Raw genomic sequence first — 22,367 nt, 5'->3', positions numbered from 1 at the left:
GGGCCCGTAATACTCGAGAGTGAGGGCAGGGCAAGCCCGTGGTCTGACGACTGGTGTGGTCTGCGCCACTACCGTCGAATGCGTGACTGTGATCGCGACCGAAAGCCTGAGCAAGCGGTTCCCGAGGGTGACCGCGCTTGACCGGCTCTCCATGGATATCGGGCCCGGTGTGACCGGACTCGTCGGAGCCAATGGAGCCGGCAAGTCCACACTGATCAAGATCCTGCTGGGTCTGTCCCCCGCCACGGAGGGCACGGCCGCCGTGCTCGGACTCGACGTCGCAACGCGCGGCGGCCAGATCCGTGAGCGCGTCGGCTACATGCCCGAGCACGACTGCCTGCCGCCCGACGTGTCGGCCACCGAGTTCGTCGTCCACATGGCGCGCATGTCGGGGCTGCCACCCGCCGCTGCCCGCGAGCGCACGGCGGACACCCTGCGGCACGTGGGTCTGTACGAGGAGCGCTACCGCCCCATCGGAGGCTATTCGACGGGCATGAAGCAGCGCGTGAAACTCGCGCAGGCGCTTGTGCACGACCCCGACCTGGTCTTCCTGGACGAGCCGACCAACGGCCTCGATCCCGTGGGCCGTGACGAGATGCTGGGCCTCATCCGCCGGGTCCACACGGACTTCGGCATCTCCGTCCTGGTCACCTCGCACCTCCTCGGCGAGCTGGAGCGCACCTGTGACCACGTCGTCGTCATCGACGGCGGCAAGCTGCTGCGCTCAAGCTCGACCACCGACTTCACCCAGACCACCACGACGCTGGCCGTCGAGGTGACGGACACCGACGAACACCCGGACGGCACCAGCGCGTTGCGCGAGGCACTGAAGGGACGCGGGGTCGCCACCCACGAGGGCGGCACCCTCCCCGGCGCCGGGCACACCGTGCTGCTCGAAGCGGAGAGCGAGGAGACGTACGACCTGGTGCGCGACCTCGTCGCGGACCTCGGCCTCGGCCTCGTCCGGATGGAACAGCGCAGGCACCACATCGCGGAGGTCTTCCACTCCGGTCAGTCCGATCGAGCCGATGACGCCGAGCACGCCGATCACGAAGCAGAGGGGAAGGAGGCGGTCCGCCATGGCGGTTGAGCAGACCCCGGCACGCGCCGGTGAACAGACCCGGATCCACAACATCGGGTATCGCAACTACGACGGTCCGCGCCTTGGCCGCGCCTACGCCACCCGCTCGCTCTTCTCACAGAGCCTGCGCGGCGCGTACGGCCTGGGCCGCTCCGCCAAGTCCAAGGTCCTCCCCATGATCCTCTTCGCGGTGATGTGCGTCCCCGCAGCGATCATGGTGGCGGTCGCCGTGACCACGAAGGCGAACGACCTCCCCCTCGACTACACGCGCTACGCGATCGTGCTGCAAGCCGTCATCAGCCTCTACCTGGCGGCCCAGGCCCCGCAGACCGTCTCCCGCGACCTGCGCTTCAAGACCGTTCCGCTCTACTTCTCCCGGCCCATCGAGCACAGTGACTACGTACGCGCCAAGTTCGCGGCGATGGCATCGGCCCTCTTCATCCTCACGGCCGCCCCGCTGCTCGTGCTCTACGTAGGGGCGCTGCTCGCCAAGCTCGACTTCGCGGACCAGACGAAGGGCTTCGGCCAGGGACTCGTCTCCGTGGCGCTGCTCTCGCTCCTCTTCGCCGGCATCGCCCTGGTCATCTCGGCGATCACCCCCCGCCGCGGCTTCGGGATCGCCGCCGTCATCGCCGTACTGACCATCTCCTACGGAGCGGTGTCCACGGTCCAGGCGATCGCCTACGAACAGGGCAGCACCGACGCCATCGCCTGGCTCGGTCTCTTCTCGCCGATCACGCTCATCGACGGCGTACAGACCGCCTTCCTCGGCGCGACCTCCGCCTTCCCCGGAGGGGAAGGCCCCTCGTCCGGCACGGGCGTGGTCTACGTGATCGTCGTCCTCGCCCTCATCGCGGGCTGCTACGGCGCGATGATGCGCCGCTACCGGAAGGTCGGACTGTGAGCACCATCAACATCGATCACACCTCACGCTGGTTCGGCAACGTGGTGGCGGTCAACGACATCACGATGAACGTGGGCCCCGGCGTCACCGGCCTCCTCGGGCCGAATGGCGCGGGCAAGTCCACCCTCATCAACATGATGGGCGGCTTCCTCGCCCCCTCCACGGGCAGCGTCACGCTCGACGCCAAGCCGATCTGGCGCAACGAACAGATCTACAAGGACATCGGCATCGTCCCCGAGCGCGAGGCGATGTACGACTTCCTCACGGGCCGTGAATTCGTCGTCGCCAACGCCGAGTTGCACGGCCTGGACGAGCGCGCCGCCCACCGGGCGCTCGCCACGGTGGAGATGGAGTACGCGCAGGACCGCAAGATCTCGACGTACAGCAAGGGCATGCGCCAGCGCGTGAAGATGGCATCCGCCCTCGTCCACGAGCCGTCCGTGCTGCTGCTCGACGAGCCGTTCAACGGCATGGACCCGCGCCAGCGCATGCAGCTGATGGACCTCCTTCGGCGCATGGGGGACGAGGGCCGCACGGTCCTGTTCTCGTCGCACATCCTCGAAGAGGTCGAGCAACTGGCCTCGCACATCGAGGTGATTGTGGCCGGACGGCACGCGGCGAGCGGCGACTTCCGCAAGATCCGCCGCCTGATGACGGACCGCCCGCACCGCTACCTGGTCCGTTCCAGCGACGACCGCACCCTGGCCGCCGCACTGATCGCCGACCCGTCGACCGCCGGCATCGAAGTCGACCTCAAGGAAGGCGCGTTGCGCATCCAGGCCGTCGACTTCGGCCGCTTCACCGCCCTGTTGCCACGCATCGCCCGCGATCACGACATCCGGCTCCTCACGGTCTCGCCCTCGGACGAGTCCCTCGAGTCGGTCTTCTCCTATCTCGTCGCGGCCTGAAGGGAGCCACCGTGTACGACCCCACTGTCGCCCGGCTCACCTACCGGGCCCTGCTCGGCCGCCGCCGGGCTCTGATCCTCTTCGCCCTGCCCGTGCTGCTGATCGTGATCGCCGCGGCGGTCCGCGGGTTCAGCGGCGCCGACGACCAGGTCGCCGTCGACCTCCTGGGCGGTTTCGCGCTCGCCACGATGGTGCCGATCATCGGCGTCATCGCCGGCACCGGCGCGATCGGTCCCGAGATCGACGACGGCTCCGTCGTGTACCTCCTGTCCAAGCCGGTCAAGCGGCCGACGATCATCTTCACGAAGCTGATCGTCGCCATCGCCGTGACCATGGCCTTCTCCGCGATCCCCACCTTCATCGCGGGCATGATCCTGAACGGCAACGGCCAGCAGATCGCCGTGGCCTACACCATCGCGGCCCTGGTCGCCTCCATCGCGTACGCCGCGATCTTCCTGCTCCTCGGCACGATCACCCGGCACGCGGTGGTCTTCGGCCTGGTCTACGCCCTCGTCTGGGAGGCCCTCTTCGGGTCGCTGGTCTCCGGGGCGCGCACGCTCAGCGTCCAGCAGTGGTCCCTCGCCGTCGCACAGCGGACCGCGGAGGGCGATCTGGTCACCTCGGACGTCGGCCTGCCCGTCGCCACGGTCCTCCTCGTCGGCGTCACAGTGCTCGCCACCTGGTACGCGGGACAGAAGCTGCGCTCGCTGACGCTGGCCGGGGAGGAGTAGCCGCCCCGGCTCGGTCTTGACGGCGTCTTCACCCTCCTGCCAGGACACTGGTGGGAGGGTGCGCTGCTTCCAGGGAGGTGCCGTGATGGCATCGGAGCCTTCAAAGGAACCTTCGGAGAAGACTTCGGAGGACTGGGACGAGATCGTCCTGGACGAGGACTTCATACGTTCCGCGGGGACCGCGGAGCCGTCGGCGCGGGCCCGGATGCTCAGCGCGCGATGGCGTCAGAGCGGCGCTCCCGAGCCGCACCCGTGGCGCTCCGACGAGCCGCCCGCGGGGTGGCTCTTCAGCCGCGCGCGGCGGCGGTGGCGTCGGCGGCGCCGCTAGGGCGGATTAATTCGGTGGCGGTGAACTTCCGGCGCGGGCAGAGTAGTTGATGTCACCGCGCCACAGCCTGGCGCTCACCTTCTGGGAGAGGAGCCGACGTGTCCATCAGCAGTAGTCCGTCGAGTTCCCGGCAGGGCAGCCCGCGGCAGGCTTCGGAGTAGTTACTCACTCCGTAGAGCCCCGCCCACGGGGGAGATGCCCGGGGCGGCCGCTTCGAGCGCGCACTTCGCTGCGCGGGCCGCCCACCCGGAGGATTGGCCGAGTGGTAAGGCAGCGGCTTGCTAAGCCGTCGTCAGGGCTGACACCCTGCGCGCGTTCGATCCGCGCATCCTCCGCCAGACGTCGCACTGGGCTTGGGCCGTGTTTTCGGCGCCCGGCAGCGTGCCGCTGTCCATCACCGGCTTCGCCGGCTGAAATGGCTGAACGCTCAGCCCAGCATCCGTTCCAGCACCGCCGCGATTCCGTCGTCCTCGTTGGACGCCGTCACCTCGTCCGCCACCGCCTTGAGTTCCTCGTGGGCGTTGGCCATGGCTACGCCATGTGCTGACCAGCCGAACATCGGGATGTCGTTGGGCATGTCACCGAAGGCGATCGTGTCCGCGGCCTTCACGCCCAGGCGGCGGGCCGCCAGGGAGAGGCCGGTCGCCTTGGAGAGGCCGAGCGGGAGCAGCTCGACGATGCCCTCGCCGGCCATCGTCACGCCGACCAGACCGCCGGCCACCTCCCGCGCCACCGCCGCGAGCGCGTCATCGCTCAGGCCCGGATGCTGGACGTACACCTTGTTCAAAGGAGCCGCCCACAGCTCGGCGACATCGGTGAACGGGACGGCGGGCAGCGGGCCGTCCTGGACCGCGTACCCGGGACCGACGATCACTTCGCCGTCGAGGCCGTCACGGCTCGCGGCCAGTGCCAGCGGGCCGATCTCCGCCTCTATCTTGGCGAGCGCGATGCCCGCAAGCTGCCGGTCGAGCGTGACCGACGTCAGCAGGCGGTGCTCGCCCGCGTGGTAGACCTGCGCGCCCTGCCCGCAGACCGCCAGGCCCTCATAGCCCAGTTCGTCGAGGATGTGCCGGGTCCAGGGCACGGCACGGCCGGTGACGATGATGTGCGCGGCGCCCGCCGCGGTGGCCGCGGTGAGCGCGTCGCGCGTACGCGCCGAGACCGTGTCGTCGGAGCGCAGGAGCGTTCCGTCGAGGTCGGTCGCGACGAGCTTGTACGGGAAGGACGGGACGTCAGGAGCAGGGTGGCTCACTTGTTGATGGGCTCCAGGATCTCTCGTCCCCCCAGGTACGGACGCAGCACCTCGGGCACCCACACGGAACCGTCGGCCTGCTGGTGATTCTCCAGGATGGCGACGATGGTGCGCGGGACGGCGCAGAGCGTGCCGTTCAGCGTCGAGAGCGGCTGCACCTTCTTGCCGTCGCGGACCCGGATCGAGAGGCGGCGGGCCTGGAAGCCGTCGCAGTTCGAGGCGGAGGTCAGCTCGCGGTACTTGCCCTGGGTGGGGATCCACGCCTCGCAGTCGTACTTGCGCGACGCCGAGGAGCCGAGGTCACCGGTGGCCACATCGATCACCTGGAAGGGCAGGCCGAGGCCGGTCAGCCACTGCTTCTCCCACTCCAGGAGCCGCTTGTGCTCGTTCTCCGCGTCCGCCGGGTCGACGTACGAGAACATCTCGACCTTGTCGAACTGGTGCACGCGGAAGATGCCGCGGGTGTCCTTGCCGTATGTGCCGGCCTCGCGGCGGTAGCAGGGCGAGAAGCCCGCGTACCGCAGGGGCAGCTTGTCGGCGTCGATGATCTCGTCCATGTGGTACGCCGCGAGCGGGACCTCGGAGGTGCCGACCAGGTAGTAGTCGTCCTTCTCCAGGTGGTACACGTTCTCGGCGGCCTGGCCGAGGAAGCCCGTGCCCTCCATGGCGCGCGGGCGGACCAGCGAGGGCGTCAGCATCGGGATGAACCCGGCCTCCGTCGCCTGCGCGATCGCCGCGTTGACCAGGGCCAGCTCGAGCAGCGCGCCGACACCCGTCAGGTAGTAGAAGCGCGATCCGGAGACCTTCGCGCCGCGCTCGACGTCGATGGCGCCGAGCGCCTCGCCGAGCTCCAGGTGGTCCTTCGGCTCGAAGCCCTCGGCCGCGAAGTCGCGCGGGGTGCCGATGGTGTCGAGGACGACGAAGTCCTCTTCGCCGCCGACCGGGACGTCCGGGTGAACGATGTTGCCCAGCTGCTTGAGGAGGTGCTTGGTCTCCTCGTCGGCCTCGTCCTGGGCGGCGTCGGCCGCCTTGACGGCGGCGGAGAGCTCGCCGGCCTTCTTCAGGAGCTCGGCCTTCTCGTCACCCGAGGCCTTGGGGATCAGCTTGCCGAGCGCCTTCTGCTCGGAACGGAGCTCGTCGAAGCGGAGCCCGGACGACCTGCGCCGCTCGTCGGCGGAGAGCAGGGCGTCGACGAGCGCGACGTCCTCTCCACGGGCGCGCTGGGAGGCGCGAACACGGTCGGGGTCCTCACGGAGCAGGCGAAGGTCAATCACCCCACAAGGCTACCGGTGCCCGCTTCCGGCCCACGACTCGATATTCCTCTATGTGTTGTTATGTCCCATTTGCCGGAGTGTGAATTCCGGAGAGAGGCGCGGCTGGAATGGTTCGCCATGGGGCGACAAGTGTCGATCGGGTGCCGGTAGGGCGCCGGTCAATAAAAAGGGCGTCATTCCCCGAAACGGGGCAGAGGAGGCGCACCGCCTTGACTCGATCTCCTTGTGGGAAGCGGGACTTGAGGGTGCCGTTGTCCACAGGAATGGGCGCTCCGGAAAAGTTATCCACAGGGTGTGCGAAAGATCTGTGGATGCCGGAAGTGATCATTCCGAAAGCCGCATGTGCGACGAAGGATTCCCGTCCCAAACCATCTTCACACCCACTTTCGAGTGGAAATGGTTCGCTCCAAAGAGTTGATCAAAGGAAAAGGGTGGACGAGGGGTGACGTGCTCGGCTGTGGATGGACTTGTGGGGTGTAGGGCGATTTGTCGACCATGTCATGGATCGTTGTCGACTTGTCCCCAGGTCGAGAACCCGGCCTGTGGATAACTTTGTGGACAACGTAAATCTGCAGGTAAGACCGGACGGGAACGGAGGGACGGTCCGGTCAGAACCGGCCGTCCTGGCACTGCGTCAGCCAGTCCGACGCCGCCAGGAACTCGCTGTCGGACGTACCGGGCCGCAGCGTGCGTACGTCGTCGGGCGCGACCCCCGCACGCGGGTACGAGCCGAGGAAGCGCACCTGCGGGCAGATCCGCTTCAGGCCCATCAGGGCCTCGCCCACGCGGCGGTCCGTGATGTGTCCCTCGGCGTCCACGGAGAAGCAGTAGTTGCCGATGCCCTGCCCGGTCGGCCGCGACTCGATCCGCATCAGGTTGACCCCGCGCACGGCGAACTCCTGGAGCAGTTCGAGCAGGGCGCCCGGGTGGTCGTCGCCGAGCCAGATGACCACCGACGTCTTGTCCGCGCCGGTCGGCGCCGCGGGGCGGGCAGGGCGGCCGACCAGGACGAACCGGGTCTCGGCGTTCGCCGCGTCGTGGATCTCGCTGACCAGCGGCTGAAGGCCGTACGTCGCCGCCGCGAACTCGCCCGCGAAGGCCGCGTCGAAGCGTCCCTCCTGGACCAGGCGGGCGCCGTCCGCGTTCGAGGCCGCCGACTCCCACAGGGCGTCCGGCAGGTTCGCGGCGAGCCAGTTGCGGACCTGGGGCTGGGCCACGGGGTGGCCGGTCACCGTCTTGATGTCCTTGATCTGCGTGCCGGGCCGCACGAGCAGCGCGAAGGCGATCGGCAGGACGACCTCGCGGTAGATCATCAGCGGCTCGCCCTTGGCGAGCTCGTCGACGGTGGTCGTGACGCCGCCCTCGACGGAGTTCTCGATCGGCACCAGCGCTGCCGCCGCGTCGCCGTTGCGGACCGCGTCCAGCGCGGCCGGCACGGACACCATCGGGACGAGCTCCCGGGTGGCAGCTTCCGGGAGCGTGCGGAGGGCGGCCTCGGTGAAGGTGCCCTCGGGGCCCAGATAGGTGTAGCGCATCGCCGACATACCGTCACCCTAATGGGCTGCACGTGGCGCGGCTCACGCGTCTCACGGAGCGGCACCCGTCCCACGTACGAGAAACCGCACAAGTCCCACGTACGAGAAACCTGCACAAGGGGCAGGCCTACGCCTCCAGCAGTCGCTGCCCCACGTACTCGCCCTTCGCGGCCCCGCCCGGCACCGCGTAGAGCCCGCTCGACTCGTGCCGGATGAACTCCGAGAGCGCGTCCCCCCGGTCGAGTTTCCGCTGCACCGGTACGAAACCGCGGAGCGGATCGGCCTGCCAGCAGATGAACAGGAGCCCGGCGTCCGGCTCCCCGTCCTTGCCGAAGCCGTCGTGGTACGAGAAGGGGCGGCGCAGCATGGCGGCGCCGCCGTTCTGGTCGGGCCGCGTGATGCGGGCATGCGCGTTGAGGGCGATGACGTACTCGTCGTCCGCGCCGGCCTTATCCAGCTTCGGCTCGGTCGTCTCCGTGCCGCCCGTCAGCGGTGAGCCGTCGGACTTGTGCCGCCCGATGACCGCCTCCTGATGCTTCAGGCCCAGCTTCTCCCAGTCGTCGAGGAGCATCCGGATGCGGCGTACGACGGCGTAGGAACCGCCGGCCATCCACGCGGGGTCCCCGTCGCCCGGCACATAGATCCGCTGGTCGAAGTCCTTCTCGGACGGCTTCGGGTTGTTCGTGCCGTCGATCTGGCCCATCAGGTTGCGGGTCGTCATGGGCTGCGCGGTCGCGCCGGGCGAGCGGTTGAAGCCGTCCATCTGCCAGCGGATCCGGGCCGCGTCGCCCGCGTCCTTCTGGACGGCGCGCAGGGCGTGGAAGGCGACGAGCGCGTCGTTCGCGCCGATCTGCACCCACAGGTCGCCGTCGCTGCGGGCCTTGTCGAGACGGTCGGATGAGAAGTCCGGCAGCGGGTCGAGCGCGGCCGGGCGCTGCTTCTCCAGGCCGGTGCGCCCGAAGAAGCTGCGGCCGAAGCCGAAGGTGACCGTCAGGGACGAGGGGCCCGCGTCCCGTGCGACATCCGTGTCGTCGCTCGCGGCGGCCTCGCCAGCCATCAGCCGCTCGGCCGTCGCCGACCAGCGGCGCAGCAGGGCCGCCGCCTCTTTGCGGCCCGCGCCCGCCTTCAGGTCGAAGGCGACGAGGTGGCCGCGGGACTGGTTGGGCGTCGTGATTCCTGACTGATGTTTCCCGTGAAACATGACCTCGTCCGTGCCCAGCGACGTCAACGCCGCCGCCCGGGACGGGCTGTCCGACGGCGCCGCGGCATATCCGGCCGCGCCGCCCGCCGCCCCGAGCGCGAGGCCGGTGGCGCCCGCGGTGCCGAGCAGCCGCCGCCGCGAGATGGTGCGGTGGTTCTCGACGCGGTCCGCCTCGCGGGTCGTCTCGTTGTCCGCCATGGTCGTTCAGCCGATCTGCGCGTTCTTGTTCACGGTCACTTGATCGATGTCGGAGGTCCGCACGGTCACCGCGACCTTCCACTTCCCGGCCATCGGGAGCTGGACGCCGGTCGCGGTCCAGTGTCCGGTGGCGATGCGGTCGGGGGCGACCGGCAGCGGGCCGAGGTCCTTCGACTTGAGGGTGAAGGAGACCTTCACCTCCGGGACGTCGAAGGCGCTGCCGTTGGGCCGCTTCACGTAGAGGTGGAAGTCATTGCTGCCGGTGCGGCCGGGGTCGAGGTCGAGTCGGACCGTGCCCTTGCCGTCTTCGGCGCCCGTGTCGAAGGGGATGGTGATGATGAGCGGCCCGGACCGCTGGGCGGCCTCGGCGGCCGTCTTCGAGGCGGCGGCTTCCTCCTCCGTGCGCCCGGGCTCGGTGGAGGTGAGGACCGTCGTCACGGCGAGCAGGACGACGGCGACGCCCGCCTCGGCGAGCACGGAGCGGCGCAGGCCCGATCGGAGCGGGTCGGCGTCGCGGATCCGCTTCTCGCGGGCGGTGTTCATGGCGGCCTGCTGGCGGGCGAGCTGAGCGGCGCGCTGCGAGTCCTTGGCCTCCTTGGCGGGGGCCTTCGGCGCGTTCTTGGAAGACGACGCGTTCTTGGAAGACGAGGCGTCGGACGACGGGCTGTCGGAAGCCGTGCCCTCCGTAGACGGCTCCTCCAAAGACGTGTCCTCCGTAGACGGCGCCTTCGAGGACGAGCTCTCCGTAGACGGCGCCTTAGAAGAGGAGCCCTTAGCGGAGGCGGCCCCCTTCGAAGACGAGCCCTCCGAAGAGGCGGCCTCGGAAGAAGCTCCCTTGGACCCCGCCCCAGAGTCACCGGCACCCCCGGCAGGCACCGTCACCGGCTTCCTCCGCGCCCGCTGTTCGACCACCGCGGCGGCCGCCGCCTCGGGCGCCATCCCGCCCGCAGTGCCCGCGATGCGCGCCGTCCAGCGGCGCGAGATCCAGGCGATGCCGACAAGGACGACGACCAGGCCGATCTTGACGAGGAGCAGCTGTCCGTACGACGTACCGGTGAGGGCCGACCACGAACCGACCTGCCGCCAGGACTGGTAGAGCCCGGTCGCGGCCAGGGCGACGACGCTGCAGAACGCCACGCGCGAGAAGCGCCGCACCGCCCCGGAGTCCATCGACGGCGCGAAGTAGAGGGCGACGACCAGGGCCGCGAGCCCGCCGAGCCAGGCGGCGACGGCGAGCAGATGGACGACGTCCACGGGCATCGCGATGCCCGCCTGGATTCCGGTCGACGCGTGCTCGGCCATGGCCCAGGTCGCGGCGAGCCCGATGGCGACGACCGTGCCGCCGATCCCGAGCCCGAAGGCGAGATCCTTGCGCTCCTTGGGGTCGGTTCGCTTTTCGTACGCACCGAAGAGCACGGCGATGAAGAGGGCGGCCGCGGCGAGCAGCAGCAGCCGGGAGACCAGCGCGGCGCCCGTCTTCGTCTGGAGCACATCGCCGAGCTTGGCCATGTCGAAGGCGTCGGCGATCTTCCCCGACCCGGTGTAGGGCGCGCGGAGCAGCAGCATCACGAGGGTCGAAGCGGTGAGCGTGAGCCAGCCGGACACCACCAGGCGCTGCACGGGCCGCACCCCGGCGCCGCGCGGCCAGCAGCCGAGCACGAACGCCGCCCCGCCGACGACGAGGATGAATCCGGCGTACGAGAGGTAGCGCGCGAAGCCGTAGAGGCCGCCGACGAATCCGCCGCCCACCTCCTGGTCCGGCAGCGCGACCTTCGTGTCGGACGGCGCGCCCACGGAGAAGGTGAACGCCCCGGAGATGGGGTGGCTGTCGGCGGAGACGACTTGGTAGGCGACGGTGAAGGTGCCGTCGGGCAGCCCCTTGTGCAGCTTCACGCCGTACGTGTTGGACCCGAAGTCACTGGTCTTGCCCGAGTCGACGCGCTTGCCGGACGGGTCGAGCACCCGCACCGAGCCGTCGGACATGGCGACGTTCTCGGAGAAGGTCAGCGTCACCCGGTCCGGCGCCTTGTCGACCACCGCTCCCTGCTTGGGGTCGCTGCCCGTCAGCGCGGCGTGCGCGGAGACGGGCGTCGCCGCGGCCAGCAGGGCGCCGAGGAAGAGGGCGACGACGAGCAGGAGCCGCCCGGCACCGGGAGTGATCCCGAGCCGGGAGACAGCTCCGGAGTGGGCTCCGAAGCGGGGAGCGATGGTCCGCATCAACGATCAGTCCCTCAGTGCGCCGAGTGCTTGCCGTGCTCGGGGTTGTACGTTGCGGCCTTCACCGGAACCTCAACCTCGATCGGATCCGACTTCTCGAAGCGCAACAGCACGGCGATCTTCTCGCCCGGCTTCGGCTTGTGGTTGAGCTTCTCGAACATGAGGTGGTTGCCGCCCCGGGCGAAGTCCAGTTCGCCGTCGGCCGGTACGTCGAACGACTTCTGCTCCCGCATCGCGCTGTTCTTGGTGCTGTGCAGCGTGACCTTCTTCGCGAAGGAGCTGGTCACCGAGACGAGCTTGTCGGCGCCGCCCTTGTTCGTGAGGGTGAAGAAGCCGGAGGCCATGGTGTCCATGACGGGCTCGGGGATGTAGGCCCCGCTGACCTTGAGCTCGGGCTTGTCCGATGTCGACACCGATGCCTTGCCGGCGGACGAGTCCGAGCAGCCCGCGAGGGTGAGCCCCGCCGTCAGCGCTATGGCACCGGCGAGGAGGGCACGGCGGTTTGCGGGGGTCTTCACGGGGTCTCTCCCTTGATGAGCTTGGGGAGGTCCTTGACGTAGTCGTCCACGGAGGCGTCCTCGCCGTACAGGACGTATCCCGCGTCGGTCTTCGGGGAGAACGCGATGACCTGCGTGCCGTGCATCGAGACGATCTTGCCCTTCTCCTTCTTGGAGGGCTCGATGCTGATGCCGAGGGTGCGGGCGCTGGCCTGGATGGTGTCGAAGTCACCGCTCAGGCCGATGAAGTCGGTGTCCTGGGCCTTGAGCCACTTGCCGAGGGCGGCGGGGGTGTCCCGTTCGGGGTCGGTGGTGACGAAGACGACCTGGAGCTTGTCCTGCTCCGCCTTGGGCAGCTTCTTCTTGGCGACGGCGATGTTGTTCATCGTCAGCGGGCAGACGTCGGGGCAGTTGGTGTAGCCGAAGTAGACGAGCGTCGGCTTGCCCTTGGTCTGCGCGCGCAGGTCGTACTTCTTGCCGTGGGTGTCCGTGAGGACCATGTCCGGCTTCTCGAACGGCTTGTCGAGGACGGTCGCGGCCTTGTCGCCGTCGGACTCGACGGAGACGTCCGCGACGGGCTTCTTGCCGTCGTCACCGCCGCCGCAGGCGGAGAGGGTGAGGGCGGCCGCGGCCAGCATGGCGGCGGCGAGCAGCTTCTTCTTGCGCATACGAAAATGTCCCAGATGTGAGGAGGCCCGGCCGCACCGGGGCGCTGGAGCGCCCGCGGTGCGGTCCGATGGGTTGGCTCAGCTGTTGGCGCGCCGGCGGCCGGCGAGCACTCCGAAGGCCACGCCCGCGGCGCCGACGACGATGCCGACGATGCCGAGGACGCGGGCGGTCGAGTCGCTGCTGTCGGCGGACGCCGTCTCGCTCTTGTCGGCCGGCTTGGCGTCTTCCTTGGCGTCGTCGTGCGATGCGGCGGCGCCGTGGCCGTCCTCGGACGCGGCGACCAGCGCGAGGGTCGGCGCCGGGTGCTCCGGCTCCTCCTGGCCCTTCTGCTGGGGCTCGATCCAGCGGACGACTTCCTTGTTGTCGTACGTCTGGACGGCCTTGAAGACGAGTTCGTCCGCGTCCTCGGGCAGCGCGCCGATGGAGAGCGGGAACTTCTGGAAGGTGCCCGGCTCGACGCCCTTGCCGTCAGCGGTCCAGGTGACCTTGGAGACGGCCTCGTCGATCTTCTCGCCGTGCATCTCCAGGGGCTTGTCGAGCTTCGTCTTGGTGACCTTCGCGGTCCAGCCGGGGACGGGCTGCGTCATGACGGACGCGAGCGGGTGGTCCATCGGGAAGGAGATCTCGAGCTTGTTCGTCGAGGCGTCGTCCATCTCGTTCGGCACCTTGAAGTTGACCGTGGCGTACCCGCCCTTGGCGGCCTCGCCCTCGGCGGTGACGCTGACGTGCGCGAAGGCGGGGACGGAGAGCAGCAGGACGGCGGTGGCGGCGACGCCACCGACGACGGAGACGCGGGAAGCCTTCACGGAGGACAGAGCAGACAGAGCAGACATGGCGGAACACTCCACTTTCGGCAGCGGTGATCAGTCGGGGAGGGGCGCGCGGCGACGAACCGAGCGGGCACGCGCGCGTGGGGGCCACCGGCCGCGATGCGCTTCTCCGTAGTACTGCGTTGGAGCGAGTACGAGGGTGGAGTGCGTCGCGTCAGGCGGCGAGTACGAGTGCGGCGGCCGTCGGCGGGCCGCGCCTGATCACCGTGTGCTGCAGCGCAGTGGTGTGCGGCTTCGGCGGTACGAGATGTCCGGTGCGCGGGGTCAGGGGACCCGTCTCGGGCGCCCCGGGAAGGCCTGCCCGCAGGGCGCGCACAAGAGCGAGGGCCCCGCGCAGGGAACGTACGAGCGCTCCTTCGGCGACTCCATGCGCCCCGTCCGCCGAGAGCCGGACGAGCCGGAGCAGCGCGACGTCGCCGCGGCGCAGCAGCCATCCGGCGGCGACCGCGGCGAGCACGTGCCCGAGCAGCATGGGCAGCGAGGGAAGCAGCGACATCGAGTCCATCGCGGTGCCCGCGGTGGCTCCGGTGCCGTGGTGCGGGGAGTGGACGGTGCCCTGCACACCGGCGTTCGCCAGGATCCGCTGGGCCTCGGCGGGGCTGAGCGTCGCCGCGCCCGCACCGCACACGAGCCGCGCGGCCCGCTCCACCAGGGAGGCGTCGGCGGACTGCGGCACGGCGCCGCCGTGCTGGCCGACCGCGAACAGCGCGTGCAGGCCCACCTGGCCCGCGGCGAGCGCGGCGGCGATGCCGGGCAGCGAACGCTCACGCCCGGCCAGTGGCGCCGCGACGGCGAGAACGGCGAGGAAGCCCGCCCCGAGCGTCCACAGCGGGACGCTCGCGCAGGAAGCGAGCACATGGCCCCCGGCGGACAGCACGACGCAGAGCACGGCGAACACCGCGGCTCTCAGCAGCAGTACGTCGAATCCGGCGCGCGCTTCGCGCTGGTGGGGGGCAGTCATGGCCGGGCCATCATCGCACTGGGCCCACCGGCCGCACACGGCAGGTCCACAAGCTCCCGGGGATGCCGTTCGGCACCGTTCGGTTCCGATGAATGGTCATGAGAGGGGAAATGCGCACCTTTGGGTGACCCGGCTACACCGTTGCGCGAGGTCCGCGCGTCGGCCGTATGGGCGGCATCACTTCAACTACGCGCTTATTGACGGGCGCTTGCGGCAATACGTATCGGTATGTCGAGCCGCGGCCAGGAGGCTGGAGCATGAGCATGTGGTGGTCTCTCCATTTGCGGCGCGAAGCTGCGAGCGTCCCGCTGGCCCGTCGACTGCTGATCGGCACGATGGAGACCGCGGGGGTGGATCCGGACGTCTCCTACGACCTGTCGGTGGCTCTCAGCGAGGCCTGTGCCAACGCGGTGGAGCACGGCGGGGCGCCGGCCACCGGGGGGCAGGCCGGGGCGTACCGGGTCACGGCGTATCTGGACGGCGAGAAGTGCCGTATCGAAGTGGCCGATTCCGGCCCGGGGTTCGTCCCCGTCACGCTGCCCGCCTCCGAGACGGCCGAGCACGGCCGGGGGCTGTGCCTCATCCAGGAGCTGGCCGATCATGTGCACTTCGGCAACAAGCCGGGACGAGGCGGCGCGGTGATCAGCTTCGACAAGATCCTCAAATGGCGCGAGGACACGCCACTGGTGACTGCCTGAGGCTTCCTCACCGCCTGCCGCTTCCGGGATCAGCCGGGCGGCAGCGCCCTGCACAGTGCCTCAAGTGCCGCGCCGTACGCGTGCTCCGGAGGCGTCGAGTAGCCGACCACCAGCCCGTCCGGAGCAGGCATCGTGGCGTCCGGGTGGCGGAAAGCGGCGAGGCCGTCCAGCGCGAGGCCCTGCCAGGCGGCCGCCTTGGTCGTGGACTGTTCGGTGCCCGGCGGCAGCCGCAGGACGGCGTGCAGGCCCGCGGCGACGCCGGTCGGGCTGATGTGCGGGGCATGCGCGGCCAGGGCGTCGACGAGCTGGTCGCGGCGCCGCCGGTAGCGCTGACGCATCCGGCGGATGTGGCGGTCGTAGTGGCCCGACTCGATGAGGTCGGCGAGGGTCAGCTGGTCGATCACACTGGCCCACGCCTCCCGTTCCCCCTTGGCCGCGAGTACGTCGTCGATGAGGTGTTCGGGCAGCACCAGCCACCCCAGACGCACCCCTGGAGAGAGGCTCTTGCTGACCGAGCCCATGTAGATGACGCGTTCGGAATCCAAACCCTGTACGGCGCCCACCGGCTCCCGGTCGTAGCGGAACTCGCCGTCGTAGTCGTCCTCCAGGACGAGGCCGTCCTGGGTGCGCGCCCAGTCGATGACCGCCGTGCGCCGGGTCGGGTGCAGCGGGCCGCCGGTGGGGAACTGGTGAGCGGGCGTGAGCAGCACTCCACGGATGCGCTGTCCCTCGGCCAGTTCGTCGATCCGGGCGCCCTGTTCGTCGAGGCCGAGCGGGACCGTGCGGACGCCCGCGGTCTCCAGGATCGAGCGGTGGAAGCCGAGGCCGTACGACTCCAGGGCCAGCCGCCCTCGCAGCACGCCGCCTCTTCCGGCGCCGAACAACAGCCGCAGGGCATGCGCGAACCCGGAGCACACCACGATCCGCTCCGGATCGGTGCGCACCCCACGCGCGCGCCCCAGATACTCGGCGAGCGCCCGGCGCAGCTCCACGCGCCCCTGAGGGTCACCGGGCCCGAAGGCCTCGTTCGGCGCCGAGTTGAGGGCGCGCCGGGCCGCGGCGAGCCACGCGGCGCGCGGGAAGGAAGCGGCGTCCGGTTGGCCCTGGCGCAGGTTGTACGTCGGCATGGCGGGCCGCGCGGGCGCCCGCTTGGGGACGCGGGCCCGCTGGGGCGGCGCCGCCCGGTCGGCCACCTGCGTACCGGAACCCTGCCGCGCGGTCAGCCAGCCCTCGGCGACGAGCTCGGCGTAGGCGTCGGCGACGGTGTTGCGGGCGATGCCCAGATCGGCTGCGAGGGAGCGGTAGGGCGGGAGCCGGGTCCCCGGAGCGAGCCGTCCCTCGCGCACGGCGTCCCGCAGGGCGCGGATGAGGACGGCGCGGCGGCCCCCTGCCCCGGAGAGCTCCAGGTGCAGATCGCTGCCGAGACGCTCCGCCAAATTGACCCATGGTTCTGGCATAGAAATGCACCCTACCCAAGGTCTATCTGCCCCGTAGATTCATGGTCATGACGAACAACGAGAACGCCGCGCAGACCCTGACCCGCATCAACTTCGCCAAGGCCGCCCCGAAGGCCTTCAAGGCCCTCATCGGCTTCGACGCCGCTGCGCGCGACGGTCTCGACCCGGCCCTGGTCGAGCTGATCCAGATCCGCGCCTCGCTCCTGAACGGCTGCGCGTACTGCCTCCACATGCACACCTCCGACGCCCGCAAGGCGGGCGAGGACGAGGCGCGCCTGCACATGGTCGGCGTATGGCGCGAGGCCCGGAACTTCTTCACGGAGAAGGAGCAGGCGGCGCTCGCCCTCACCGAGTCCGTCACGCTCGTCGACCGGGGCGGTGTCCCGGACGACGTCTACGCCCGCGCGGCCGAGCACTTCGAAGCGGAGGAGCTGGCCCGCGTGCTGGCGCTGATCTTCACCATCAACACCTGGAACCGCATCGCCCTGAGCACCGCCAAGGTCGCGGGCGAGGACGAGCGCTGAGCACCTCCCCCCCCCCGGGGGGCAACGCGAAGGGGCCGGGCACCCCGCAGGATGCCCGGCCCCTTCTTAAGAAGACGCTCGGTTTGAGAAGCGGACCCTCAGCCCTTGAGCTCGGCCATCCACGCCTCGACGTCGTCGGCACGCCGCGGCAGCGCCGCGGACAGGTTCGTGTTGCCGTCCGCCGTCACAAGAATGTCGTCCTCGATCCGCACGCCGATGCCGCGGTACTCCTCCGGCACCGTCAGGTCGTCCGCCTGGAAGTACAGGCCGGGCTCGACGGTCAGGCACATGCCGGGCTCAAGGACGCCGTCCACGTACGTCTCGCGGCGCGCGACCGCACAGTCGTGGACGTCCATGCCGAGCATGTGACCGGTGCCGTGCAGCGTCCAGCGACGCTGCAGCCCCAGCTCCAGGACCCGCTCGACCGGACCCTCCACCAGGCCCCACTCGACGAGCTTCTCGGCGAGCACGCGCTGCGCGGCGTCGTGGAAGTCGCGGTACTTGCCACCGGGCTTGACCGCCGCGATGCCGGCCTCCTGAGCCTCGTACACGGCGTCGTAGATCTTCCGCTGCAGCTCGTTGAAGCGGCCGTTGATCGGCAGCGTCCGCGTCACGTCGGCCGTGTAGTACGTGTGCGTCTCCACGCCCGCGTCGAGCAGCAGCAGCTCTCCGGAGCGCACCGCCCCGTCGTTGCGCACCCAGTGCAGCGTGGTGGCGTGCGGGCCCGCGGCGCAGATCGAGCCGTAGCCGATGTCGTTGCCGTCGACGCGGGCGCGCAGGAAGAACGTGCCCTCGATGTAGCGCTCGCTGGTCGCCTCGGCCTTGTCCAGGACGCGGACGACGTCCTCGAAGCCGCGGGCCGTCGCGTCGCACGCCTTCTGCAGCTCGCCGACCTCGAACTCGTCCTTGACCAGACGGGCCTCGGAGAGGAAGACGCGCAGCTCTTCGTCCCGCTCGGCGGTGACCTTGTCGGTCAGCGCGGCCTCGATGCCGGCGTCGTAGCCGCGGACGACCCGGACGGAACCGGTCGCCTCGCGCAGCGCCCCGGCGAGCTCACGCACGTCGGACGCCGGGATGCCGTACAGCGTCTCGGCCTCGGTGAGGGAGTGCCGGCGGCCGACCCACAGCTCGCCCTGGCCGTCCAGCCAGAACTCGCCGTTCTCACGGTTGGAGCGCGGCAGCAGGTAGATGGTGGCCTCGTGGCCGCTGGTCCCGTCCGCGAAGTCCGTGGGCTCCAGGACGAGGACGCCGTCCTCGGTCTGGTTGCCGGTCAGGTACGCGTATTCGACGGAGGCGCGGAAGGCGTACTCCGTGTCGTTCGAACGGGTCTTCAAATTGCCCGCGGGGACGACGAGCCGCTCGCCCGGGAAGCGCGCGGAGAGCGCGGCGCGGCGGGCCGCGGTGTGTGCGGCCTGGGCGATCGGCTGCAGATCGTGCAGCTCTGTGTCGGCCCAGCCGGACTTCATGTTCTCGGCGAGCTCGTCGGAGACGCCCGGATACAGGCCGTTCTTGCGCTGCTTGATCGGCTCTTCTTCGGACTCGATCTCCAGGGTTTCCGGGGTCTCCGGGTACTCCGGAATGAGCTCCTCCGACACGATCTGCCTCCTATGTACGACACTGGGCCCCCTCCATCGTACGGGCGTACGGAAGGGGGCCCAGGGCCGGAAGGCCTGTTACATGCCGTATTGCGCGGGTCACGGTGACCCGGTCCGGGCGTCACTCGAACCGGGCCGCCAGGAGGACCACGTCCTCGTCGCTCTCGATGGCGTCGAGCCCGTCCGGCAGGACGGTCCGCAGCACATGGTCGACGAGCGCGTCCGGGTCGTCGCGGACGGATCTCGGCACGCTCGCGGCGGCCGAGTGCAGCCGCGCGAAGGCCCGGTCCATCGGGTCCCCGGTGCGGTGCAACAGCCCATCCGTATAAAGAAGCACCGTTTCTCCGCGCTCCGGCTGGATCTCCACGCTCGGCGCCTCCCAGCACGCCAGCATCCCGAGCGGCGCCGAGAGCGAGGTCTCCACGAACTCCGTGCGCCGCTCGCCGATCACGAGCGGCGGGCTGTGCCCGGCCCCGGCCAGGACGATCTTGCGCAGGGCCGGCTCGCAGAACGCGAAGAGGGCTGTCGCCGACCGGGCGGGTTCGGTAAGACGCAGCAGCAGCTCCAGATCGGACAGTACGGCGACGGGGTCCTCGCCCTCCATCACGGCGTACGCCCGCAAGGAAGCCCGCAGCCGCCCCATCGCGGCGACGGCGCTTGGCCCGGACCCGGTGACGGACCCGACCGCGAGGCCGAGCGCGGCGTCGGGCAGCGGCAGCGCGTCGAACCAGTCGCCGCCTCCGCGCGCGCTGGTGCGGTGCCGGGCGGCGAGCTGCACCCCGGCGACCCGCGGCAGCCGCGAGGGAAGCAGCTCCTCGCGCAGCGTGGCCTCCGTGGTGCGGGCCCGGTCGAGCTCGATCAGCCGCGCCAGGTGCTCGGCGGCGTGCCGTGCGTAGAGGCCGATGAGGTGGCGCTGGCGCTCGACGGGCGCCGCGGGCTCGTCGTACAGCCAGACCGCGGCGCCGACCAGGCCCGCGGCCTCGGTGGTCAGGGGCAGCGCGTAGCTGGCGGCGTAGCCGAGCCGGGTGGCGACCTCGCGGTGCCGGGGGTCGAGGCCGTCGTCGGCGAGCAGGTCGGCGTCGACGATCCCGGTCTGAGTGCCGGGCGGCGCGGGCGGTGCGTCGAGCAGCCGACCGAAGGGGGTGGCGCCGCGGGGCACCGTCTCGATGTGGCCGAGGTCGGCGCGGGCCAGGCCGAGGCCGACCGTGGTGTCGGGGCCGAGGCCGTCGGACGGCTCCAGGACGACGAGGCCGCGGCGGGCGCCGACCAGGGCCGCGCCGGCCCGCAGGAACTCCTGCAGCGCCTCGTCGAGGGTGGCCGTGCGGCCCAGGCGTTCGGTGAGTTCGTGCAGTGTCGTCAGATCGGAGACCCAGCCCGCGAGCCGGTCCTGGATCATGACGGTCGGTGCGGCCGAGGCGCTGTGGGCGTGCGGGACAGGCGCGACAGTGTGGGCTGGTGGCGGAACAGTTGAATCGATTCCGGCCACTTTCGGGAGGTGCGGGGCGTTCATGGCTGACGGCTTTCCGGCCGGTGCGTATTGCTCAATAGCATCGCAAACCCCCATGTCATTCTGCGCCGCTAGCAATGTTCTCCACATCTACACGCACTGGAGAGGGGATGTCCAGCATTGTCCAGCTGGGATTCCTGGTGTCCGTGGGAATTCTGTGGCGTTCTGGCGATCTTGGTAACTTGGCTCAAAAGTGCCTGAGGCGACGGCATATTGCGGTCGACTGACATTGTTCAACAAGGGGTACCTCCCAGCCCTCAGGCACGGGAGGCGCGTCACAGCGGCCGTGTTGGGTACGTACTCGGTGATGACCAGGGGCAGTTGAGATCCGCCCGGAACCTGGCGACGGACCCGGGCGTCTTAACTCACGACGACCGTGCCCCATCCTCCCGTGGGGGAGGCGGCGAGTAATACGCGGGACAGCAATCGCCAGGCACCGCCACCCCACGCCACGTTAACGCTCGGCCCATAGGGGTTCCCCATGCCGCAGGCTGGGGTGTGATGCGCCAGTTGTACGCACAGCGAAGTGATCCACACATGGTGTGATGTGGCCCGCCGTGTTCCTCGGCGTGTAAACGGAAAGGAACGAGCGCTCATGCGCGAGATCCTCGGAAGGCGACGCAGGCTCCTGTCCAGGCTCATTGGGCTCACCGGCAGGAAGCCTGACCAGAGTCCCGGTCTGATCGGCGCGGCCCTGACCTTCGCGACGGCATGGAAATGGCCGGTGCTGCCAGGTGTCGGTCTCGACCGGCAGGACGGCACCCGCTGCGCCTGCCCCGACCCCGACTGCACGGTGCCAGGAGCGCATCCCCTCGACCCCGGCCTGCTGGCCGCGACCACCGACGCGCGCATGGTGCGCTGGTGGTGGACGAACCGCCCGGCCGCGCCCATCGTGCTCGCCACCGGCGCCGGCGCCCCGTGCGCCGTCAGCCTTCCCGCGCTCGCGGGCGCGCGCGCCCTGGCCGCGCTCGACGAGGCGGGCATCAGGCTCGGCCCGGTCGTGGCGACCCCGGCCCGGCTCTTCCTGCTCGTCGCGCCCTACTCCATGGAGCAGTTGGGCGAGCTGCTGTACGCCAAGGACTGGGTGCCCGGCTCTCTGCGCTTCCACGGAGAGGGCGGATATCTCGCGCTGCCGCCCTCCGGGACGGGACAGGGGCCGGTGCGCTGGGAGCGGGCCCCGCTGCCCGGCTCCGCGGCGCCGTGGGTGCCTGATGTCGAGGCCGTGGTGGACGCCGTGGTGGACGCGCTCACTCGTACGGGTGTGAGCGCGCCCGAGTTGTAGGGGAAATGGGCGCGCGGCGAGCCGTGCGCCCATCAATCGTCGTTAATGTCAGGGCCCATGAACCCCCGCCTGATCGCGCTCGTGGGCGTAGTGGCCATCACGGTTCTCCTGCCGTTCGCCGGCGCGTCCGCGGTGCCCGTGGGCGACGGCGACGCCGGCGCCGGGCAAGCGGAGCGGCCGACGGATCCGGCGCCGAGTCCTGACGCGAAACAGCCCTCCAAGGAGCGGCCGTCTTCGAACCAGTCCGCTCCGGAGAGGCCGAATTCGAACCAGTCCGCCACGGAGGAGCCGTCGCTCCTCTCGGGGCTCGGACTCAGCGGCACCGCGCGGTGCGGCCCCGAGCTGACCTCTTCGGAGGGCATCGAGGCCCAGACCTGCGTCCTGACCCAGGGGGGCGACACCTGGGCGCGCACGTACTACCGCAACGCGACTGGTGATGAGCTCAGCGCCGTACTGACTGTTATGGCCCCGGGCGGCCGCACCGTGCAGATGCATTGCGCGGTGAGCGCGGAGGACGAGCCAGGCGCGTGCGAGACGCCACGTGAGCGCACTGCGGGGAATGCCGCGGCGTATTCGGCGGTGGCGGAGTTCGCTGACGGGAGTGGCGGGCCGTTGCTCCTGCGCTCGGGGAGCAACTCGGCGCGGCCGAAGGGCAGTTGAGACCGCAGGTCAGACCCGATACGGGGCCGGACAGTGACTGTCTCTTTTAAACAACACC

Annotated in this window: 21 protein-coding genes and 1 tRNA gene; 10 read left to right on the top strand and 12 right to left on the bottom strand. The window is 70.1% G+C overall.

All coding sequences use genetic code 11. The annotated features are described in order from the left end of the window. Positions 1–88: 88 nt before the first annotated feature. The 6 genes from ACFWY6_RS08790 (at position 89) to ACFWY6_RS08765 (ending at position 4,290) form a co-directional block, all read left to right on the top strand. Positions 89–1,090 carry an ABC transporter ATP-binding protein gene (locus tag ACFWY6_RS08790; protein WP_384687527.1) on the top strand — a complete coding sequence of 334 codons (1,002 nt, stop codon included), beginning with the start codon at positions 89–91 and terminating at the stop codon, positions 1,088–1,090. After that, positions 1,080–1,985 (top strand): ABC transporter permease, encoded by a 906-nt coding sequence (locus ACFWY6_RS08785; RefSeq protein WP_360777161.1) that lies wholly within the window; start codon positions 1,080–1,082, stop codon positions 1,983–1,985. Before ACFWY6_RS08790 ends, ACFWY6_RS08785 begins: the two co-directional genes overlap by 11 nt. Then, on the top strand, positions 1,982–2,893 hold the full coding sequence (locus ACFWY6_RS08780; protein WP_384687512.1) for an ABC transporter ATP-binding protein: 912 nt from the start codon (positions 1,982–1,984) through the stop codon (positions 2,891–2,893). The genes ACFWY6_RS08785 and ACFWY6_RS08780 overlap by 4 nt, the downstream gene beginning before the upstream one ends. Positions 2,894–2,904: 11 nt before the next feature. After that, the gene (locus ACFWY6_RS08775; protein ID WP_384687511.1) at positions 2,905–3,624 is read left to right on the top strand and encodes an ABC transporter permease; all 720 of its coding nucleotides are present in this window, start codon (positions 2,905–2,907) and stop codon (positions 3,622–3,624) included. An 85-nt stretch (positions 3,625–3,709) separates the two neighbouring features. Then, positions 3,710–3,952 carry a hypothetical protein gene (locus ACFWY6_RS08770; RefSeq protein WP_384687510.1) on the top strand — a complete coding sequence of 81 codons (243 nt, stop codon included), beginning with the start codon at positions 3,710–3,712 and terminating at the stop codon, positions 3,950–3,952. Between the two features lie 248 nt (positions 3,953–4,200). Further along, positions 4,201–4,290: transfer RNA gene (locus ACFWY6_RS08765), tRNA-Ser, on the top strand. 89 nt (positions 4,291–4,379) lie between these two features. Here ACFWY6_RS08765 and ACFWY6_RS08760 read toward each other — a convergent pair. The 9 genes from ACFWY6_RS08760 to ACFWY6_RS08720 all read right to left on the bottom strand — a co-directional run bounded on the left by ACFWY6_RS08760 (position 4,380) and on the right by ACFWY6_RS08720 (position 14,586). Further along, the gene (locus ACFWY6_RS08760; protein ID WP_384687509.1) at positions 4,380–5,204 is read right to left on the bottom strand and encodes an HAD family hydrolase; all 825 of its coding nucleotides are present in this window, start codon (positions 5,202–5,204) and stop codon (positions 4,380–4,382) included. Next, positions 5,201–6,478, bottom strand: a complete 1,278-nt coding sequence (serS, locus tag ACFWY6_RS08755) for a serine--tRNA ligase (protein WP_360777169.1) — start codon at positions 6,476–6,478, stop codon at positions 5,201–5,203. The genes ACFWY6_RS08760 and serS overlap by 4 nt, the downstream gene beginning before the upstream one ends. A 608-nt stretch (positions 6,479–7,086) precedes the next feature. Continuing rightward, positions 7,087–8,022, bottom strand: coding sequence for a prephenate dehydratase (gene pheA, locus ACFWY6_RS08750; protein WP_384687508.1), 936 nt, complete (start codon positions 8,020–8,022; stop codon positions 7,087–7,089). A gap of 118 nt (positions 8,023–8,140) precedes the next feature. Next, positions 8,141–9,412 (bottom strand): iron uptake transporter deferrochelatase/peroxidase subunit, encoded by a 1,272-nt coding sequence (efeB, locus tag ACFWY6_RS08745; protein WP_384687507.1) that lies wholly within the window; start codon positions 9,410–9,412, stop codon positions 8,141–8,143. Between the two features lie 6 nt (positions 9,413–9,418). Next, positions 9,419–11,629 (bottom strand): copper resistance CopC/CopD family protein, encoded by a 2,211-nt coding sequence (locus tag ACFWY6_RS08740; RefSeq protein WP_384687506.1) that lies wholly within the window; start codon positions 11,627–11,629, stop codon positions 9,419–9,421. A gap of 14 nt (positions 11,630–11,643) precedes the next feature. Then, on the bottom strand, positions 11,644–12,147 hold the full coding sequence (locus tag ACFWY6_RS08735; RefSeq protein WP_384687505.1) for a copper chaperone PCu(A)C: 504 nt from the start codon (positions 12,145–12,147) through the stop codon (positions 11,644–11,646). Beyond that, positions 12,144–12,794, bottom strand: coding sequence for an SCO family protein (locus ACFWY6_RS08730; protein WP_360777177.1), 651 nt, complete (start codon positions 12,792–12,794; stop codon positions 12,144–12,146). The genes ACFWY6_RS08735 and ACFWY6_RS08730 overlap by 4 nt, the downstream gene beginning before the upstream one ends. A gap of 78 nt (positions 12,795–12,872) precedes the next feature. Continuing rightward, the gene (locus ACFWY6_RS08725; protein WP_384687526.1) at positions 12,873–13,601 is read right to left on the bottom strand and encodes a YcnI family protein; all 729 of its coding nucleotides are present in this window, start codon (positions 13,599–13,601) and stop codon (positions 12,873–12,875) included. A gap of 178 nt (positions 13,602–13,779) precedes the next feature. Further along, a complete protein-coding gene (locus ACFWY6_RS08720; RefSeq protein WP_384687504.1) occupies positions 13,780–14,586 on the bottom strand; it encodes a hypothetical protein in 807 nt (268 codons plus the stop codon). Between the two features lie 257 nt (positions 14,587–14,843). Between ACFWY6_RS08720 and ACFWY6_RS08715 the strand changes: the two genes are divergently transcribed. Next, positions 14,844–15,284: an ATP-binding protein gene (locus ACFWY6_RS08715; protein ID WP_384687503.1), complete on the top strand. Its 441-nt coding sequence runs from the start codon at positions 14,844–14,846 to the stop codon at positions 15,282–15,284. A gap of 29 nt (positions 15,285–15,313) precedes the next feature. Here ACFWY6_RS08715 and ACFWY6_RS08710 read toward each other — a convergent pair whose 3' ends face one another. Next, complete coding sequence (locus ACFWY6_RS08710) at positions 15,314–16,741, bottom strand: PLP-dependent aminotransferase family protein (RefSeq protein WP_384687502.1); 1,428 nt, start codon at positions 16,739–16,741, stop codon at positions 15,314–15,316. A gap of 47 nt (positions 16,742–16,788) precedes the next feature. Between ACFWY6_RS08710 and ACFWY6_RS08705 the strand changes: the two genes are divergently transcribed. Next, positions 16,789–17,265, top strand: coding sequence for a carboxymuconolactone decarboxylase family protein (locus ACFWY6_RS08705; RefSeq protein ID WP_384687501.1), 477 nt, complete (start codon positions 16,789–16,791; stop codon positions 17,263–17,265). A 98-nt stretch (positions 17,266–17,363) separates the two neighbouring features. Here ACFWY6_RS08705 and ACFWY6_RS08700 read toward each other — a convergent pair whose 3' ends face one another. Next, complete coding sequence (locus ACFWY6_RS08700) at positions 17,364–18,860, bottom strand: aminopeptidase P family protein (RefSeq protein WP_384687500.1); 1,497 nt, start codon at positions 18,858–18,860, stop codon at positions 17,364–17,366. Positions 18,861–18,981: 121 nt separating this feature from the next. Next, a complete protein-coding gene (locus ACFWY6_RS08695; RefSeq protein WP_384687499.1) occupies positions 18,982–20,424 on the bottom strand; it encodes a PP2C family protein-serine/threonine phosphatase in 1,443 nt (480 codons plus the stop codon). Between the two features lie 538 nt (positions 20,425–20,962). Here ACFWY6_RS08695 and ACFWY6_RS08690 point away from each other — a divergent pair. Then, on the top strand, positions 20,963–21,649 hold the full coding sequence (locus ACFWY6_RS08690) for a bifunctional DNA primase/polymerase (protein ID WP_384687498.1): 687 nt from the start codon (positions 20,963–20,965) through the stop codon (positions 21,647–21,649). A 57-nt stretch (positions 21,650–21,706) separates the two neighbouring features. Further along, the gene (locus ACFWY6_RS08685) at positions 21,707–22,309 is read left to right on the top strand and encodes a hypothetical protein (protein ID WP_384687497.1); all 603 of its coding nucleotides are present in this window, start codon (positions 21,707–21,709) and stop codon (positions 22,307–22,309) included. The last annotated feature ends 58 nt before the right edge of the window (positions 22,310–22,367 follow it).

This window comes from Streptomyces sp. NPDC059037 (genome assembly GCF_042740015.1).
Taxonomy (GTDB): Bacteria; Actinomycetota; Actinomycetes; order Streptomycetales; family Streptomycetaceae; genus Streptomyces.
This window is presented reverse-complemented; position numbering and strand designations above follow the sequence as displayed.

Excerpts from the sequence above, each read along its gene's own strand:
- ACFWY6_RS08690 (WP_384687498.1), top strand. The coding sequence starts at position 20,963 with ATGCGCGAGATCCTCGGAAGGCGACGCAGGCTCCTGTCCAGGCTCATT.
- ACFWY6_RS08730 (WP_360777177.1), bottom strand. The coding sequence starts at position 12,794 with ATGCGCAAGAAGAAGCTGCTCGCCGCCGCCATGCTGGCCGCGGCCGCC.
- ACFWY6_RS08685 (WP_384687497.1), top strand. The coding sequence starts at position 21,707 with ATGAACCCCCGCCTGATCGCGCTCGTGGGCGTAGTGGCCATCACGGTT.
- pheA (WP_384687508.1), bottom strand. The coding sequence starts at position 8,022 with ATGTCGGCGATGCGCTACACCTATCTGGGCCCCGAGGGCACCTTCACC.
- ACFWY6_RS08770 (WP_384687510.1), top strand. The coding sequence starts at position 3,710 with ATGGCATCGGAGCCTTCAAAGGAACCTTCGGAGAAGACTTCGGAGGAC.
- efeB (WP_384687507.1), bottom strand. The coding sequence starts at position 9,412 with ATGGCGGACAACGAGACGACCCGCGAGGCGGACCGCGTCGAGAACCAC.
- ACFWY6_RS08720 (WP_384687504.1), bottom strand. The coding sequence starts at position 14,586 with ATGACTGCCCCCCACCAGCGCGAAGCGCGCGCCGGATTCGACGTACTG.
- ACFWY6_RS08715 (WP_384687503.1), top strand. The coding sequence starts at position 14,844 with ATGAGCATGTGGTGGTCTCTCCATTTGCGGCGCGAAGCTGCGAGCGTC.
- ACFWY6_RS08785 (WP_360777161.1), top strand. The coding sequence starts at position 1,080 with ATGGCGGTTGAGCAGACCCCGGCACGCGCCGGTGAACAGACCCGGATC.
- ACFWY6_RS08710 (WP_384687502.1), bottom strand. The coding sequence starts at position 16,741 with ATGCCAGAACCATGGGTCAATTTGGCGGAGCGTCTCGGCAGCGATCTG.
- ACFWY6_RS08740 (WP_384687506.1), bottom strand. The coding sequence starts at position 11,629 with ATGCGGACCATCGCTCCCCGCTTCGGAGCCCACTCCGGAGCTGTCTCC.
- ACFWY6_RS08705 (WP_384687501.1), top strand. The coding sequence starts at position 16,789 with ATGACGAACAACGAGAACGCCGCGCAGACCCTGACCCGCATCAACTTC.
- ACFWY6_RS08695 (WP_384687499.1), bottom strand. The coding sequence starts at position 20,424 with ATGGGGGTTTGCGATGCTATTGAGCAATACGCACCGGCCGGAAAGCCG.